Below are 15,379 nucleotides of genomic sequence, written 5' to 3'. Positions count from 1 at the left end.
CTAATCAATACGCTTAAATTAGAAAAACTGTAAGGCTAACAGCTCCTTGGGCACCAATGACTAAACATTGCTCTATATCGGCTGTTTTTGAAGGTCCGGAAAGAAATAATCCGAAGGTTCTATATCGTTTTGAGATAATATTATATGCCTCATGCATGTGCAAACAAATGTCTTTTTTGGACAGTATTAAAACCAAATCGTTGGTAATAAATGGTAAAACACGAACGATAAAATCGTTATCAGAAATCCAAACAGCCCCATTTTCTGAAACGCCAACTTGCGCATCAATAATAACCAAATCAATACATTCTAAACTATGTGGCTCGGTTTCATTTGAAATTGACATAGTTGCTAAATTTGATTCACTTGAACAGGATACGATATGTTTTGCATTTGGATATCGTTTTTTAATTTCGGCATCCAAATCTTCTATTCTATTAAAAGAAACAATCCTACCTCCTACTGATTCTAGATTTTTAGAAAATGTTTCAACCAAATCAACATCTTCATGAAAAATCCCTAAATCGATTTCTGGTAAAGACACCTGCTCTGGTTTGTTTTTTTTTATAGCACTCAATATGGATTCTCTACTCATGATTTCCTTTTTTTATACCAATCCTCAAAATTATCGTTTTCAACTTTGGGCAAATCCCTTGCTTTTCCCCAAGTATTTGTTTGGGAATTGATGACAGATTTCGGGAGGTGTTTCAACATAAATCGCGCTGATTTTCCAAAAAACCCATATAATTTAGAATTTCCTAAAACGCGTCCAGTCATTTTTAAAACTGTTTTTTTTACAATTGGTTGCTTAACATCTTTCGTGATGATTTGGCGCCATTGGTACAACTGCTCATGAATATTGATTTTCACAGGGCAAACATCACTACAAGAGCCACATAACGTGGATGCAAACGGCAATGAACTGTGTTTTTTTAAATCCGTTCCCGGTGATAATATGGAACCTATGGGTCCTGGTATGGTGGCTTTATAACTATGTCCACCGCTTCGTCTATAAATCGGACATGTATTCATACAAGCACCACATCGAATGCAGTTTAAAGAGCTTCTAAAATGTTCTCTACCTAATTGTTCTGTTCTTCCATTATCAACAATAATAATGTGCATTTCCTTTCCTTCGCTCGGTTTATTAAAATGCGAAGAGTAGGTAGTTATAGGCTGTCCGGTGGCACTTCTTGCCAACAACCTTAAAAAAATACCTAAATGCTTTTCCTTTGGAATAATTTTTTCAATGCCCATACTGGCAATATGAATTTTTGCCAAATGCACACCCATATCGGCATTGCCCTCATTGGTGCAAACTACAATACCACCTGTTTCTGCCACGGCAAAATTGACGCCTGTGATGGCAGCATCGGCTTTTAGAAATTTATTTCGTAAATGTTTTCTGGCTTCGCTGGTTAAATATTGGGGATTGCCTTCACTTGGAATAGTTCCCAAGTGTTTTTGGAATAATACATCTACCTCTTCTTTTGTTTTGTGAATAGCGGGCAATACTATATGGCTAGGGGGTTCTTTTGCCAATTGAACGATGCGTTCACCTAAATCCGTGTCAATAACTTCAATGCCGTTAACTTCTAAATACGGATTTAAATGACATTCTTCAGTCAGCATCGATTTGCTTTTAACAACCTTTTTAGCGTTGTTTTTCAACAATATATTATGAACAATTTTGTTATGTTCTTCAGCATCTGTTGCCCAATGGATGTGGATACCATTTTTTTGAGCATTTTCTTCAAACTCTACAAGATACTCATCTAAATTGGAAAGCACGTTTGCTTTGATGGCTGAAGCTAAATTCCGTAGTTCTTCCCAGCCTTTTACAGTATGCGCTGCCTTATCCCGTTTATTTCTAACAAACCACAAAGCTTGGTCGTGCCAATTGACTTTAGCTTCATCGTTATTAAATAATTCGGCTTCTTTGGCGTGCGACATTATAAAGCGCTATTTAAGATTTCAGCTATATGCATCACTTTTAAAGGCTGGTTGTTTCTATTAATCAAACCTTCTAAATGCATTAAACACGATTGGTCTGTACCAGTAATTACCTCAACGTCGCTATTTAGATGGTCTTGGATCCTGTCTTTTCCCATTTTTATTGAAATGGCTTCTTCAAAAATGGAAAATGTCCCTCCAAATCCGCAGCACTCATCTACCCTATTTAAAGTTTTTAATTGAATACCTTTGACTTCCTTTAGCAGATTTTCTTCAATGGAATATGGAGCATCCATACGTTCTGAACAAGACCCCAAACGCAAACCCCGCAAACCATGACAACTTTTATGAATGCCGACTTTATATGGAAAAGACGCACCTACATTGGTTTTACCTAAGATTTGAAAGATAAATTGACTTAATTCATAGATGTTATTTTGAACATTTATAACATCATCTGTTTGTTCTAAAATATCAAAGTGTTTTTTTACGTGATATACACAACTCCCTGAAGGACAAACAATATAGTCGTATTTTTTGAAGTTTTCGATGAATAACTGGCAAGTTCCTTTTGATTCATCTTCATAACCTGAATTGCCTAAAGGCTGTCCACAACATGTTTGCCCGATTGGATAATCAACTTCAACCCCTAACTTTTCTAAAAGCTCTAAAGTGGCAATTCCAACTTTAGGATATAATTGATTGACATAACATGGTATGAACAGCCCAACTTTCATTTATTTAGAGCTTCTGGAAATACCAAGTGCTAGCCCACGTAATTCTGCCAAACCACGTAAACGTCCTATGGATGTATAGCCCGGATAGGCACTATTTGGTTCTAAATCATGTAGCATTTGATGTCCGTGATCGGGGCGCATAGGTAATTGTACATTGCGGTCTTTTTCAATTTCCAAAACAGCTTTCACAACTTCGTACATATCTGAAGATCCATCTAAGTGATTGTCCTCATAAAAACTACCGTCGGCTTCCCTCCTCACGTTTCTTAAATGTAAAAAGTGGATACGATTAGCAAATTTTCTAACTAGTTTTGGCAAATCGTTATCTGGATTAGCTCCCAAAGACCCTGTACAAAAAGTAATACCGTTTGATGGACTATCAATAAAACCAACCAAATCTTCCAAATCTTTTTCAGATTTAATGATTCTTGGAAGTCCCATAATATCCATAGGTGGGTCGTCTGGATGGATTGCCATTACAATACCATGTTCTTCACAAACTGGAATCACTTGGTTTAAAAAGAACGATAAATTAGCTTTTAAGTCGGCATGGGACAGATTATCATATTGGGCAATCATCTCCTTAAACACAGGAATGGTTAAATCGTCCACAGTTCCAGGCAAACCTTTTAAAACATTGTCTTCTAAAACTTGTTTTTCTTGGGAAGTCATTTTAGAAAAACGCACTTTTGCCTTTTCTAAAATTTCTGGTGTATAAGAATCTTCAACATCCTCACGTTCCATGATGAAACACTCAAAAACCGCCATGTCCACTTTATCAAAACGTAAAGCGGTGCTTCCATCGGGTAATTTCCAGAACAATTCGGTGCGCGTCCAATCCAATACCGGCATGAAATTATAACATACATTTTTTATACCACAAGAAGCCACGTTTCTTAAGCTTTGTTTGTAGTTTTCTATACGTTGCAAATAATCGCCTTTACGTAACTTAATGTTTTCATGAATGGGAATGCTTTCTATAAACGACCATTCCATACCATGGGATTCAATAAGGTTTTTGACTTTTAAAATCTCTTCAACCTCCCAAACCTCGCCGTTGGCAACATGATGCAAGGCCGTAACTACACCAGTTGCTCCTGCTTGTTTTATATATGATAATTTTACGGAGTCATTTACTCCGAACCATCTAAATGTTTCTTGCATGTTTTTTTAATTTTTATTAAACGCCACTAAATGCACTAAATCCGCCATCTACCGGAATAGTAATGCCCGTAACAAATTTTGAAGCATCAGAACACAAATAATGTAACGCTCCGTGTAATTCATCAGCCTCTCCAAAACGTTTCATGGGTGTATTACTAATAATGGTATTGCCTCTTTGCGTCAAGCTGCCATCTTCATTTAGCAATAATGCTCTGTTTTGGTTTCCGATAAAGAATCCAGGAGCAATGGCATTCACACGTAATCCGTCGCCATATTTTAACGCCAATTCAACCGATAACCATTTGGTGTAATTATCAATCGCTGCTTTGGATGCTGAATAACCCGCTACCCTTGTAATGGCCCTCTCAGAAGCCATGGAAGATATATTAATGATGATGCCTTTTTTGTTCTTCACCATTTCTTTACCAAAAACAATAGAAGGTATGATACTTCCAAACAGATTTAAATCAACTACCTTTCTAAAGTCGTCCATATTAATATCGAAAAAAGATTGCGTTGGCCCTACTGTAGCACCAGGCATATTACCACCTGCAGCATTTATTAACACATCTATCTTTCCATATTTGGAAATAACAGCATCAGACACCTCTTGAAGACTTTTTTCATCAGTCACATTGCATACAAACCCATCCACTTTCTTACTGATTGATGACATACGTTTTACCGTCTCATCAACCGTATCTTTTTTGTAATGTAATATAATGACAATAGCTCCGTTTTTTAATAAATACTCGGCCATACTACCACCAAGCACACCACCTCCGCCTGTAACAAGCACTACTTTGTTTTCAATATCGAATAAATTCATTTAAATTTTTATTTTATAATCTATGATATGCAAATTTAAACATAACTTAAATTAATACCATGTTGTTTTGTATAAATAAGAGACAGAAATAAGATTATTTTGTTAGCAAAATATATTGGTTTAAGAGTACAGTAGTTAAAAATCCACAAAAAACACACTAATTTAATAGCACATACATTCCAATGCCAGCAAGGTATCCTAAAATAGCAACTATCGATATTTTTTTTAAGTACCAAATGAAATCTATTTTAAAAATCCCCATAATGGCAACTCCAGCAGCAGATCCTATAATTAAAATACTGCCTCCTGTTCCTGCACAATAGGCTAAAAGTTCCCAAAACATACTATCAGGAGGATAGGCTTCTAAAGTATACATCCCCATAGCACCAGCAACCATTGGCACGTTATCAATTATGGAAGATAACAAACCTATTAACAAATTAACAACGTACACGCTATCAAAATTAGAATCTAAAACTTGAGATAATTGCAACAAATGCCCTCCTACCTGCAATGCCGCCACAGCTAATAATATACCTAAGAAAAATAGGATACTTGGGGTATCAATCCGTGTTAGAATTGCTGAAATTGATAGGGATCTTTTATGATCTTCACTTTTTTTCATATGTAAAACTTCTGTCAAGATCCACATAACGCCTAACCCAAATAAAATGCCCATAAAAGGAGGCAAATGCGTTACTGTTTTGAAAATGGGGACAAATAATAACGCTGCTACTCCAGTTGTAAAAACAATTGTTTTTTCAAATGTGGTTACATCACTTTTTATTTGGACAGTGTCAATTTCGTCATCAATTATTACTACATCACCTTTTAGGTTAAAGCTTAAAATAGCTAGTGGTATAAGTGTAGAAACCAAACTAGGAATGAAAATTGCGGTAACAATATTACCAGCAGTAATTTGTCCGCCAATCCATAACATAATGGTAGTTACATCACCTATTGGTGACCATGCACCCCCAGCATTGGCGGCTATGATCATCATGGAGGCAAAAATCCATAAATCGTTTTTATCTTTTATCATTTTTCTTAAAACCGCTGCCATAACGATCGCCGTTGTAAGGTTATCTAAAGCTGCAGATAGAAAAAATGTTATAAAACTTAATGCAATAAGCAAATGACTTTTTTTCTTTATCTTGATTTTATCGGTGATTAATCCAAATCCTTCATGGGCATCCATAAGCTCCACAATAGTCATGGCTCCTAAAAGAAAAAATAAAATCTGGGAAATCTCTCCAACTTGTTCTAAAAGCGATTCAGAAATGAAATGCAAAGATTCTATGCTTTCTAAATTAGGAAAAATGGTGTTGCTTCCAAAAACAAGCAAAGTCCAACATATAACTCCTAAAAGTAACGCTGTTGCTGTTTTATTTATATTAATATTATGTTCTAGGGCAATGGCTAAATACCCTATTACGAAAACAATGATTATGGCTAGATACATAAAGTGTGAGTTAAATTTTTTGGCGAATTTATTTAGGTATAATAATAGAAATTAATAAAATTTATTGATTATTTGATTGAAGTAAGTATGAGTTATAAATTGGTGGTTTTCCATTTTTTAAACTTCAATTATGTTAAGTGAATTTGCCCGTAATTTTACGTAAATTTTCTTGAAATATTTTAAATAATAGAAAATAATTATTTGTTAAAAGAGAAGGCAAATAAATCATTAAATTTGTAATATGAATTGTACACAAGTAGGTATTTCACTAAGTAAAAAGCTTAAAAGAAACTCATACAACTTATCAAGAAACTTATTATGATTAAAAAATATAATGCCAAAGTCTCTTATACATTATTGATTGTGATTTTCTTTTTATTTTTTGCTCCGATTATATTCGCCATCATAAATACAGGTTTTGTTAGAGGCTCGATTGTTTTAATAGTCATTTTAATTTCTTCCTATCTCTTCATTTTAAATATATTCTTGAGAACAGAATATGTTATAGACAACGATGTACTTAAAATCAAATGCGGTTTCTTGTATCGCAAGAGTATTAACATCCATGAGATAAAAAAAATATCCAAAACAAACAGCCTAATATCTTCACCAGCGCCTTCATTTGACAGAATTGAGATTGCCTATGGTAAATTTGACATCCTTATTATATCTCCAAAAGACAAAGCTGCTTTTGCTAAAGATTTAACGCTTATCAATCAAAATATCAAGAATCATATTACTGATAATTAAAAGATATTGTCTTCAACTTCTAAGCTAGAAATAAAAGAGGTATTGAAAAGTAAAAATTATTGCTTGTATACACTAAAAGATTTGAGGAAAGATTTTATAGTATTAGTGATAATTTTTTAAAGTGCATGTTTCATATTTGATATCATTTTCACATTTATTTAACGCTGTTTGGAATGATTTTTTATAACCTTGTTAACGCTTAAAATGTATGTTATTATCTATAAATTCCATATTATGATTTTAAGCAAAAAACCAACTTATATTTAAAACCATGAGACATTTTCTAATTGTTCTTTTACTATTTTCTACACTATCACATTCCCAAATAGAAGTAAGTAGTAATGTTAAAAACAAAAAACAGTATTTTTCAATTGTAGAAGGAACTACAACCGCTAACATTCTATATGATCCTTCGGATTACAAATTGATTCAAAAATCAGCTACATTTCTTGCCGGTGATATTGAAAAAGTGACCGGCAAAAAACCTGAGGTTTTAACTTCAAACAATCAAGCAAATGGCAATTTAATCATTATTGGCACTATAGGAAACAGTCCTTTAATCGATCGATTAATAGCTTCCAAAAAATTAAATGTGGATGCCATACGTGGCGGATGGGAACGATTCATTATCCAAACCATTCAAAATCCAATGCCCAATGTCAAAGAAGCTTTGGTGATCGTTGGTAGTGATAAACGTGGTGCTGCTTATGGTACATTTACCATTTCAGAAGAAATAGGCGTTTCTCCTTGGCATTGGTGGGCAGATGTGCCTGCTAAAAAAAGTGATAACCTTTTTGTTAAAAAGGAAAAATTCACTTCAAAAGGACCTTCAGTTAAATATCGCGGTATTTTTCTAAATGACGAAGCTCCTGCATTAACGGGTTGGGTTGAGGAAACATTCGGTAGTTTTAATCATGAATTTTACGAAAAAATATTTGAATTACTTTTACGCAACAAAGCTAATTATTTGTGGCCAGCCATGTGGCAACCAAGGGCATTTGCTGTTGACGACCCTATAAATGCACAAACCGCCGACGAATATGGCATTGTGATGTCCACTAGCCACCATGAACCCATGATGCGGGCACACGAAGAATGGGGAGCTAATGGTGGTGGCGCCTGGAATTACGAGACCAACAAGGAAGGACTTCAAAAATTTTGGAGAGGCGGTATTGAACGCATGGGGAATCACGAAAGTGTTGTGACCCTGGGTATGCGTGGAGATGGCGATGAGGCCATGAGTGAGAATACGGCGGTAGACTTATTAAAAAATATCATTTCAGACCAACGAAAAATCATTGCAGATGTCACTGGAAAACCTGCTGAAGAAACGCCACAAGTGTGGGCTATTTATAAAGAGGTACAGGATTACTATGATAAAGGCATGCGTGTTGATGATGATATTACCATTTTGTTTTGTGATGACAATTGGGGCAATATCCGTATTCTACCAAAAAAAGAAGACTTGAATCATAAAGGTGGTTATGGTATTTATTATCATTTCGATTTTGTTGGAGGCCCTGTTTCATATCGTTGGTTAAACGTTACCCAGATTGAACGTGTTTGGGAACAAATGAATTTAGCTTACGAATGGGGCGTGAAAGACTTATGGATTGTGAATGTAGGCGATTTAAAACCTATGGAGTTACCCATTAGCTTTTTCCTTGATTTTGGTTGGGATGCAGATATGAAAGCCTCTGATTTGCCGAACTACTATTTGAATTGGGCGGATCAACAATTTGGAAACGAATATGCTACAGAGATTGCTGATATTATGGCTTTAAGCACAAAATATAGTGCAAGACGGACTCCCGAAATGTTAAAACCAGATACGTATAGCTTAGATAATTATAGGGAAGCCGACAGAATTCTGGAAGAGTATACACAACTTTTTAATAGAAGTAAAACTATTTATGACAAACTTCCAGAACAATATAAATCGGCGTACTATCAGTTAGTGCACTATCCTATTGAAGCCTTGAAAAATTTGAATGAGATGTATATTTCGGTAGGCAAGAATAAATTATACGCTAGCCAAAATAGAGCTTCAACAAACGTATATGGAGACAAGGTTAAAGAGAATTTTTTCAAAGATGAAGCACTGGCAAAATACTACCATGAAACCTTGGCTGATGGCAAATGGAATCATTTTATGTCACAAACACGCATTGGTTACACCAGTTGGAGCAATCCTCCAGTAAATAAAATGCCTGAGATAACTTATATTCAAGTACCAAGTACCGCTGGACTGGGTTATGTTGCTGAACATGGTGTTGGTAGAGGGCGCTTTAGCCGTTCTGGTTTGTTTGCCACGAGTCTTCCCAAATTCGATCCCATAAATAATCAATCCTACTATATAGAGATTTTTAATACTGGAAGTGATAAATTACATTATTCCCTGCAATCAAAGGAGGATTGGATAAAATTATCTTCTGAAAAAGGAACTGTGGATCATGAGGAAAAAGTTTTTGTAAGTATTGACTGGAACAAAGCCCCTAAAGGCCAAAATAAAGGTGAAATAACTATTTCAGGTGCTGGTAGGGAATACAAAATAGAAGTTCCTATCCGTAATGATTTGCCTGTCGCGACCGGTTTTGTAGAAAATAATGGCGTGGTTTCTATTGAAGCGGCTAATTACACCAATAAAATCGATTCTAAAACAATTCATTGGACCGTAGTGCCTAACATGGGGCGAACCGATTCTTCAGTAACCGTGGAACCTGCAAATGCAGACAGACAAACACCAAGTAAAACGTCACCAAGTTTAGAATATGTTTTTACTGTTTTTGATGGAGGTGATTTAAAAATTGAAACCTATTTATCGCCTTTATTAAATTACAAAAAGAATGAAGGATTAAAATATGCCATTGCCATTGACGATGAACAACCACAAATAGTCAATATAAATGAGGAAGACACAAAACCCGATTGGGAGTATCCAGATTGGTGGAACAATTCTGTAACAGACCACATTAGAAAAAAACAATCGACTCATAAAGCAATAAAACCCGGGAAACATACTTTAAAAGTATGGATGATAGACCCTGGCGTTGTATTTCAAAAATTCGTGATTAATGCAGGCGGATTAAAACCAAGTTATTTAGGACCAGAAGAAAGCATTTATTCAAAACCTTAGTGCATAAAATTCGAAAACGAAAAGTTACAAAACCAAAAAAACCTCACTAATACTAGTGAGGTTTTTTGTGAGCCCTAAAGGATTCGAACCTTTGACCGCCTCCTTAGAAGGGAGGTGCTCTATCCAACTGAGCTAAGAGCCCTTAACTCAAAAATGTCGGGTTACAGTTAAACTGTTCCAACTTAATATTATTAATAATCAATAAGTTACCAATAAATAAACATACATAGTAACCGAAATGGCAACTTATTTTATAAGAACTTTTGTTTTCTTTTGCCCTCAAACTAAGGCGGTGCAAATATAAATTAGTATTTTTTATAAAACAAGATAAATTAGTATGAATTTAAACCTAATTACGTACTTCTTCATTATACATTAAAAATCAAAAGACTAAGCTTGTATTTTAATAATTCTAATGATTTTTTTTGTATCACTGAGGCTTTAATAAATCTTTTAGTTTCCATTTCAACCTCAAAAGCCAGCCATATCATTAATTATTATTCAAGGGTCATTATTCGCTCCAAACCAATACGTCTGCAGGATTTAATATTTTTTCACCAACAAGGATTTTTGCGGTTTCGGGAATATCCACATTGTATGCTTCAGAAGAATAATTTACAGCGAAGTTGAATCCATCACGCCAGTAAACGTAAACCCCTTCTGGATAGTCTTCTGTAGTAGCTCCAGCGGTATTATAAATGTTTTTTAAAATATCCTTTTCCAATTTCTTATCGTCAGTATCTACACCAATGTATGTTACAGAGCCTTTGCCTATTTTATGTCTTACTACAGCAGCTTTTCCTTTATAAAATTGATCATTGTAAGTTGCAAGCACTTCTGCTCCTTTTTCAGGCGCAAGCAAATCGGCCCAGTTATTCCAATTGTAATGAGTAGAATCCATTAAGATATCCCCATTTTTATAAGATGAAAGCATATCTGTTGCCTCAACATGAGCACCAATAAGATCAGTTAATGGTGCAGCCCATTCCCCTTCCCAGATATGTCCATCACGGTTTCGTGTTGCAGTACGGCAAGTTAAAATCAAATGTCCACCATTAGCAACATAATCTTTCCATCTTTTAACCAAAACTGAATCTGCCAAATCATACGCGGGTACAATCAAAAATTTATATTTAGAAAAGTCTGTTTTCTCTGAAATCACTTCAGAAGGAGCCCCAAGAGACTTAGCTAATTCTAAAAATTTTACTGGATAGCCCCATGTATTCCATTGATTAGTTAATTTTTGCCTATCAATAGCCCAATAATTCTCAAGATTCCAAAGAATGGCTGTTGATCTTGCCGCCAATTTTTCAGGTATCTTTATACTAGGTTTGTATTCCTTTCGAAGCGATTTTACCTCCTTCATAAATTGCATATATTCTTTACCTCCAGGAGAAAGTGTTACCCCATCCGGTTTCATGATACCCGCATGATATTGCTCTGAACTGTAATTGATTTGACGAAATCTATAGGAGCATGCGAATTTACCTCCAGCTGCAAAGGTGTGGTATAGCCACATACGTACGGTACCTGGCAATAATAAAGGATTGTAGCTTCCCCAATTAACCGGTCCTGGTTGAATTTCCATAACTCCTGAAATACCACCAACCGATTTATAATATTCAGAAGCAAAAAGAATGGCCTTACCATCTCCTAACCTGAAACCTTGTTCGCCAATATTGTTACTTCCTCCATTAGGGTAGGCCGTGTAAGAATCAAAATCAAGTTTGTTGGTTCTCCTTGGGTCTGCACTGGTTGAAATAGCTGTATAATTTGTTGTTATATATTGATTATCCAAAATATGTTCTCTTAAAATCCCAGCTTGGAAATCAAGAAAGTTTGCTTGACAATCTGCTGAATAACGTTTAAAATCGAGTAAAGCATGGGGATTGTTTCCCCACCATCCTACTAAATTGGTATTAGGTATTACTACCTCGTCAAAACTATTGAACCATTGGCTCCAAAAGGCTGTGCCCCAAACAGTATTCAAAGCATCAATGGTTTGGTATTTATTTTTTAACCATTTTCTGAATGCTTCTTGCGACGAAGGACTATAATCTGCAAGGGCCGGGGGTTCATTGTCAATTTGCCAACCTACCACATGCTTATTCTGTCCATAACGTTTTGCTATTTCAGCAACAATCCTCCCAACAAACATGCGGTATTTAGGATTAACGGTAGATCCTAACCCCCGGGTTCCATTCTCTGCACGAATATAATGTCCATCCATAATAAACGTTTCTGGATAATTGACACGCATCCATGTTGGTGTGGTTGCCGAAGGCGTACACATAACTATTTTCAAGTTATTTTTAACACAAAGATTCACAACTTTATCCAACCAAGTAAAATCAAATGTTCCTTCAATGGGTTCCATTTTATACCACGCAAATTCAGCGAGATGTACAAACTCATATCCCATATCGGCTATATTCTTAATATCGCGTTCCCATTGGTTTTCGTTCCAATGTTCAGGATAGTAATAAATCCCTGTGGTTATGAGGTCTTTTTCAGGAAAAAATCTGTTGGCATTTTGTGATTGTACATGCCATCCAATAATCATCATGACTATAAATAATATTACTTTTAAAGATTTTATCTGTTTATAACTCTTTTTCATTGTTCAATTTATTAATTTCTATAAGTTTTATGCTTTATTGATTTAGATAATTTCAATAGGTGAATTTTTTCCTTTCAATTAAAGACTTTTTCACTTCATTATGATTTCGGAAAATAACCACTTCTGTTTTATCTCAAATAGACAACTTTTGAGCTTAAGTTAATCGTCAAGATTTTGAATTTTGTTAATTGTAATCCAGAATAACACCATAGACCATAAAAGCTTGGAGGCAACCAATACTACTTACAACAAGTTACTTCAAACACTTTTTTATCCTTTGCTTATTCCTTCCTATTTATCCTTGCGACTACATTATTGATACAACCAATAATATTAAAACATCCTGTTTCAAATTCAATATATCTATCAGTTTACCATCTTTTTCAAGATTACAAAATGTATTCATGCTTTGATTTTTACTATTATAAAAACAGTATAGTTATAAACTTAATAGTTTAATTTATAGATATTTAATTTTAATTAATTTGTATTTTAAACTCCCCTTTTATTGCCCTAGAGGAGTTGCCTATTTTTATTTTATAAGTTCCTGGCTCCACCATCCATTGTTTTTTATCAACATTATAATAGGCTAATTCCTTTGCTGGCAATTGAATAGTTACATATTCAGAAGTTCCACTTTTGACTAATATCTTTTTAAATCCTTTTAGTTCTTGTATTGCTCTTTCAATTTTAGATTCCGGTTTCGAAACATATAATTGTGCCACTTCCTTGCCATCCATTTTCCCAATATTTTTAATATTGAAAGACACTTCAATAATATCATCTTTATGATAAACTTGGTTATTTGTTTTTAAATTTGAAAACTCAAAATTTGTATATGATAATCCGTAGCCAAACGGATATAATGGCTCAATATTTTTAGTATCAAACCAACGGTAGCCCACTAAGATGCCTTCTGCATAAGTCACCGATTCATCCCCTGGAAAACTATTGGTGGCATGGGCTGGCGAATCGCTAAGTTTTTTTGGCATGGTCCAAGGTAATTTACCTGATGGGTTTATATTTCCTAAAAGCACATCGGCCAATGCATTACCACCTTCAGAGCCATTGAACCAACTCCAAACTAAAGCAGAAGATTTTTTACTGATATCTTCAATATCAAATGGTGCTCCAGCAATCATAACGACAATGGTATTGGGATTGACTGCTAATATTTTTTCAATAAATTCCTTCTGACCAAATGGTAAAGATAAATCCTTACGGTCCGATGCTTCTGTTTCATAATCACGATTTGAACCAGCAAAAATGATGGTAATATCCGATTTTTTAGCAGCCTCAATAGCTTCTTGTAACTTAGCTTCATCCAATTCTTGAACAGTTACGGGGCCATCTAGAGTGACTTCTGTCTTTTTATTGTTTTCGTTTTTTGTATAACGTTCTAAATAACCTTCTGCATAATTAATGGTAACGGATTCTGGTAATCTGTTTTTAAGACCTTCCAAAGGTGTGACCTCTCTTTTTGTTTTCACACCAGCTCCAAATCCGCCCAAGGCATTTTTCTTTATGGCATTATTACCAATCACGGCAATGGAATTAATGCCTTCCAATTTTAGAGGCAATGCATTGTTTTCATTTTTTAACAATACAACAGATTCTGATGCTATTTTGTAAGCGTCTTGATAATGTGCTTCCGTAGCAATACTTCCTTCTACACGGTCTTTACCATCAATGGCTTTTACTTGAAACAATACCGTCAGAATACGTTTCACGTGCTTATTGATTTCTGCTTCTGAAATCTCTCCTGCTTTGGCAGCAGCAATCAATTTGTCAGCAAGAAAAAATTCGTTGAATGGTTTTGGCGTTCCCATCTCAATATCCAAACCGTTTTCCAATGTTTTAACCGTAGAATGTACAGCCGCCCAATCGGAAACCACAACACCTTTAAACCCCCATTCGTCTCTCAATATTTTATTCAACATGTAATCGTTCTCGCATAAATAATCGCCTCTAAATTTATTGTAAGCACCCATCAAACTATAGGCATTGGCTTCTGTAACTGCTGCTTTGTAAGCTGGTAAATATATTTCACGTATGGTTCTCTCATCAGCTATAACATCTACAGTGCCTCGGTTGGTTTCTTGATTGTTTACGGCAAAATGCTTTACACAGGCCATGACATCATTATCTTGTAATCCGACAATAAAAGGAACGGCTGTTTTCTTGTTTAAAAAAGGATCTTCGCTAAAGTACTCATAGGTTCTACCACCAAGCGGGGTTCTAATAATGTTAATTGCTGGCGACAATAACATGTCTTTACCTCTGGCACGTGTTTCTTGACCTACACTATTTCCGAAGAGATATGCCAAATCTGTATTCCACGTTGCCGATAATCCACCACCAGCTGGATAATAAGTAGCAAAATCATTGTCCCAACCAGCGGGTGCCCAATTGTCCCTTGAAATTTCCTCTCGGACTCCTAAAGGACCGTCTGCCATTTTTAGTTCGGGTATTCCTAAGCGTTCTACACCGCCAGTAGTAAACATACTATTGCCATGCAGCATGCCGATTTTCTCTTCAAGAGTCATTAACGCAATCAAAGAATCTATTTTTGATTCAAATTTAGAAAGATCAAATTCCTTAGGTGCATAAGTGGTCTCTACTACTACTTCACTCACAGATTCTTTGGTTTCTTTTTTGCAAGAAATTATTAATAGCAATGTAGCTGATATGATGATGGCATTTTTTTTCATAAATAATGGTTTAGTCT

General features: G+C 35.2%; 10 protein-coding genes and 1 tRNA gene. 2 read left to right on the top strand and 9 right to left on the bottom strand.

The features are described from left to right. Positions 1-13 precede the first annotated feature (13 nt). From CDH50_RS14050 to nhaD, 6 genes are all read right to left on the bottom strand, one after another. Positions 14-595, bottom strand: a complete 582-nt coding sequence (locus CDH50_RS14050) for a LutC/YkgG family protein (protein ID WP_100612927.1) — start codon at positions 593-595, stop codon at positions 14-16. Beyond that, complete coding sequence (locus CDH50_RS14045; RefSeq protein WP_100612926.1) at positions 592-1,953, bottom strand: lactate utilization protein B; 1,362 nt, start codon at positions 1,951-1,953, stop codon at positions 592-594. The genes CDH50_RS14050 and CDH50_RS14045 overlap by 4 nt, the downstream gene beginning before the upstream one ends. Then, positions 1,953-2,690: a (Fe-S)-binding protein gene (locus CDH50_RS14040; RefSeq protein WP_100612925.1), complete on the bottom strand. Its 738-nt coding sequence runs from the start codon at positions 2,688-2,690 to the stop codon at positions 1,953-1,955. Before CDH50_RS14040 ends, CDH50_RS14045 begins: the two co-directional genes overlap by 1 nt. Next, positions 2,691-3,854 carry a mannonate dehydratase gene (gene uxuA, locus CDH50_RS14035; RefSeq protein ID WP_100612924.1) on the bottom strand — a complete coding sequence of 388 codons (1,164 nt, stop codon included), beginning with the start codon at positions 3,852-3,854 and terminating at the stop codon, positions 2,691-2,693. Positions 3,855-3,870: 16 nt separating this feature from the next. Continuing rightward, positions 3,871-4,683 carry an SDR family oxidoreductase gene (locus CDH50_RS14030; protein ID WP_100612923.1) on the bottom strand — a complete coding sequence of 271 codons (813 nt, stop codon included), beginning with the start codon at positions 4,681-4,683 and terminating at the stop codon, positions 3,871-3,873. A gap of 157 nt (positions 4,684-4,840) precedes the next feature. Further along, the gene (gene nhaD / locus CDH50_RS14025) at positions 4,841-6,145 is read right to left on the bottom strand and encodes a sodium:proton antiporter NhaD (protein ID WP_100612922.1); all 1,305 of its coding nucleotides are present in this window, start codon (positions 6,143-6,145) and stop codon (positions 4,841-4,843) included. A 318-nt stretch (positions 6,146-6,463) separates the two neighbouring features. Here nhaD and CDH50_RS14020 point away from each other — a divergent pair, with 318 nt between their 5' ends. Beyond that, positions 6,464-6,895, top strand: a complete 432-nt coding sequence (locus CDH50_RS14020; RefSeq protein ID WP_100612921.1) for a PH domain-containing protein — start codon at positions 6,464-6,466, stop codon at positions 6,893-6,895. Positions 6,896-7,166: 271 nt separating this feature from the next. Next, on the top strand, positions 7,167-10,031 hold the full coding sequence (locus tag CDH50_RS14015; protein WP_100612920.1) for a glycosyl hydrolase 115 family protein: 2,865 nt from the start codon (positions 7,167-7,169) through the stop codon (positions 10,029-10,031). 68 nt (positions 10,032-10,099) lie between these two features. On the opposite strand, the gene CDH50_RS14010 is transcribed toward CDH50_RS14015, so the two are convergent. From CDH50_RS14010 to CDH50_RS14000, 3 genes are all read right to left on the bottom strand, one after another. After that, a tRNA-Arg gene (locus tag CDH50_RS14010) sits at positions 10,100-10,173 on the bottom strand. A gap of 369 nt (positions 10,174-10,542) precedes the next feature. Beyond that, positions 10,543-12,651 carry a beta-galactosidase gene (locus tag CDH50_RS14005; protein WP_198513506.1) on the bottom strand — a complete coding sequence of 703 codons (2,109 nt, stop codon included), beginning with the start codon at positions 12,649-12,651 and terminating at the stop codon, positions 10,543-10,545. Positions 12,652-13,127: 476 nt separating this feature from the next. Continuing rightward, on the bottom strand, positions 13,128-15,362 hold the full coding sequence (locus tag CDH50_RS14000) for a glycoside hydrolase family 3 C-terminal domain-containing protein (protein ID WP_100612918.1): 2,235 nt from the start codon (positions 15,360-15,362) through the stop codon (positions 13,128-13,130). Between the last annotated feature and the right edge of the window lie 17 nt (positions 15,363-15,379).

The sequence above is a fragment of the Confluentibacter lentus genome (assembly GCF_002806995.1).
Classification (GTDB): domain Bacteria; phylum Bacteroidota; class Bacteroidia; order Flavobacteriales; family Flavobacteriaceae; genus Confluentibacter; species Confluentibacter lentus.
Note: the sequence above shows the minus strand (reverse complement) of the source record. Positions and strands in the feature narration are given on the sequence as shown.

Bases quoted from the DNA above. Each gene is read 5' to 3' on its own strand.
- CDH50_RS14050 (WP_100612927.1), bottom strand. From the start codon at position 595: ATGAGTAGAGAATCCATATTGAGTGCTATAAAAAAAAACAAACCAGAG.
- CDH50_RS14045 (WP_100612926.1), bottom strand. From the start codon at position 1,953: ATGTCGCACGCCAAAGAAGCCGAATTATTTAATAACGATGAAGCTAAA.
- CDH50_RS14040 (WP_100612925.1), bottom strand. From the start codon at position 2,690: ATGAAAGTTGGGCTGTTCATACCATGTTATGTCAATCAATTATATCCT.
- uxuA (WP_100612924.1), bottom strand. From the start codon at position 3,854: ATGCAAGAAACATTTAGATGGTTCGGAGTAAATGACTCCGTAAAATTA.
- CDH50_RS14030 (WP_100612923.1), bottom strand. From the start codon at position 4,683: ATGAATTTATTCGATATTGAAAACAAAGTAGTGCTTGTTACAGGCGGA.
- nhaD (WP_100612922.1), bottom strand. From the start codon at position 6,145: ATGTATCTAGCCATAATCATTGTTTTCGTAATAGGGTATTTAGCCATT.
- CDH50_RS14020 (WP_100612921.1), top strand. From the start codon at position 6,464: ATGATTAAAAAATATAATGCCAAAGTCTCTTATACATTATTGATTGTG.
- CDH50_RS14015 (WP_100612920.1), top strand. From the start codon at position 7,167: ATGAGACATTTTCTAATTGTTCTTTTACTATTTTCTACACTATCACAT.
- CDH50_RS14005 (WP_198513506.1), bottom strand. From the start codon at position 12,651: ATGAAAAAGAGTTATAAACAGATAAAATCTTTAAAAGTAATATTATTT.
- CDH50_RS14000 (WP_100612918.1), bottom strand. From the start codon at position 15,362: ATGAAAAAAAATGCCATCATCATATCAGCTACATTGCTATTAATAATT.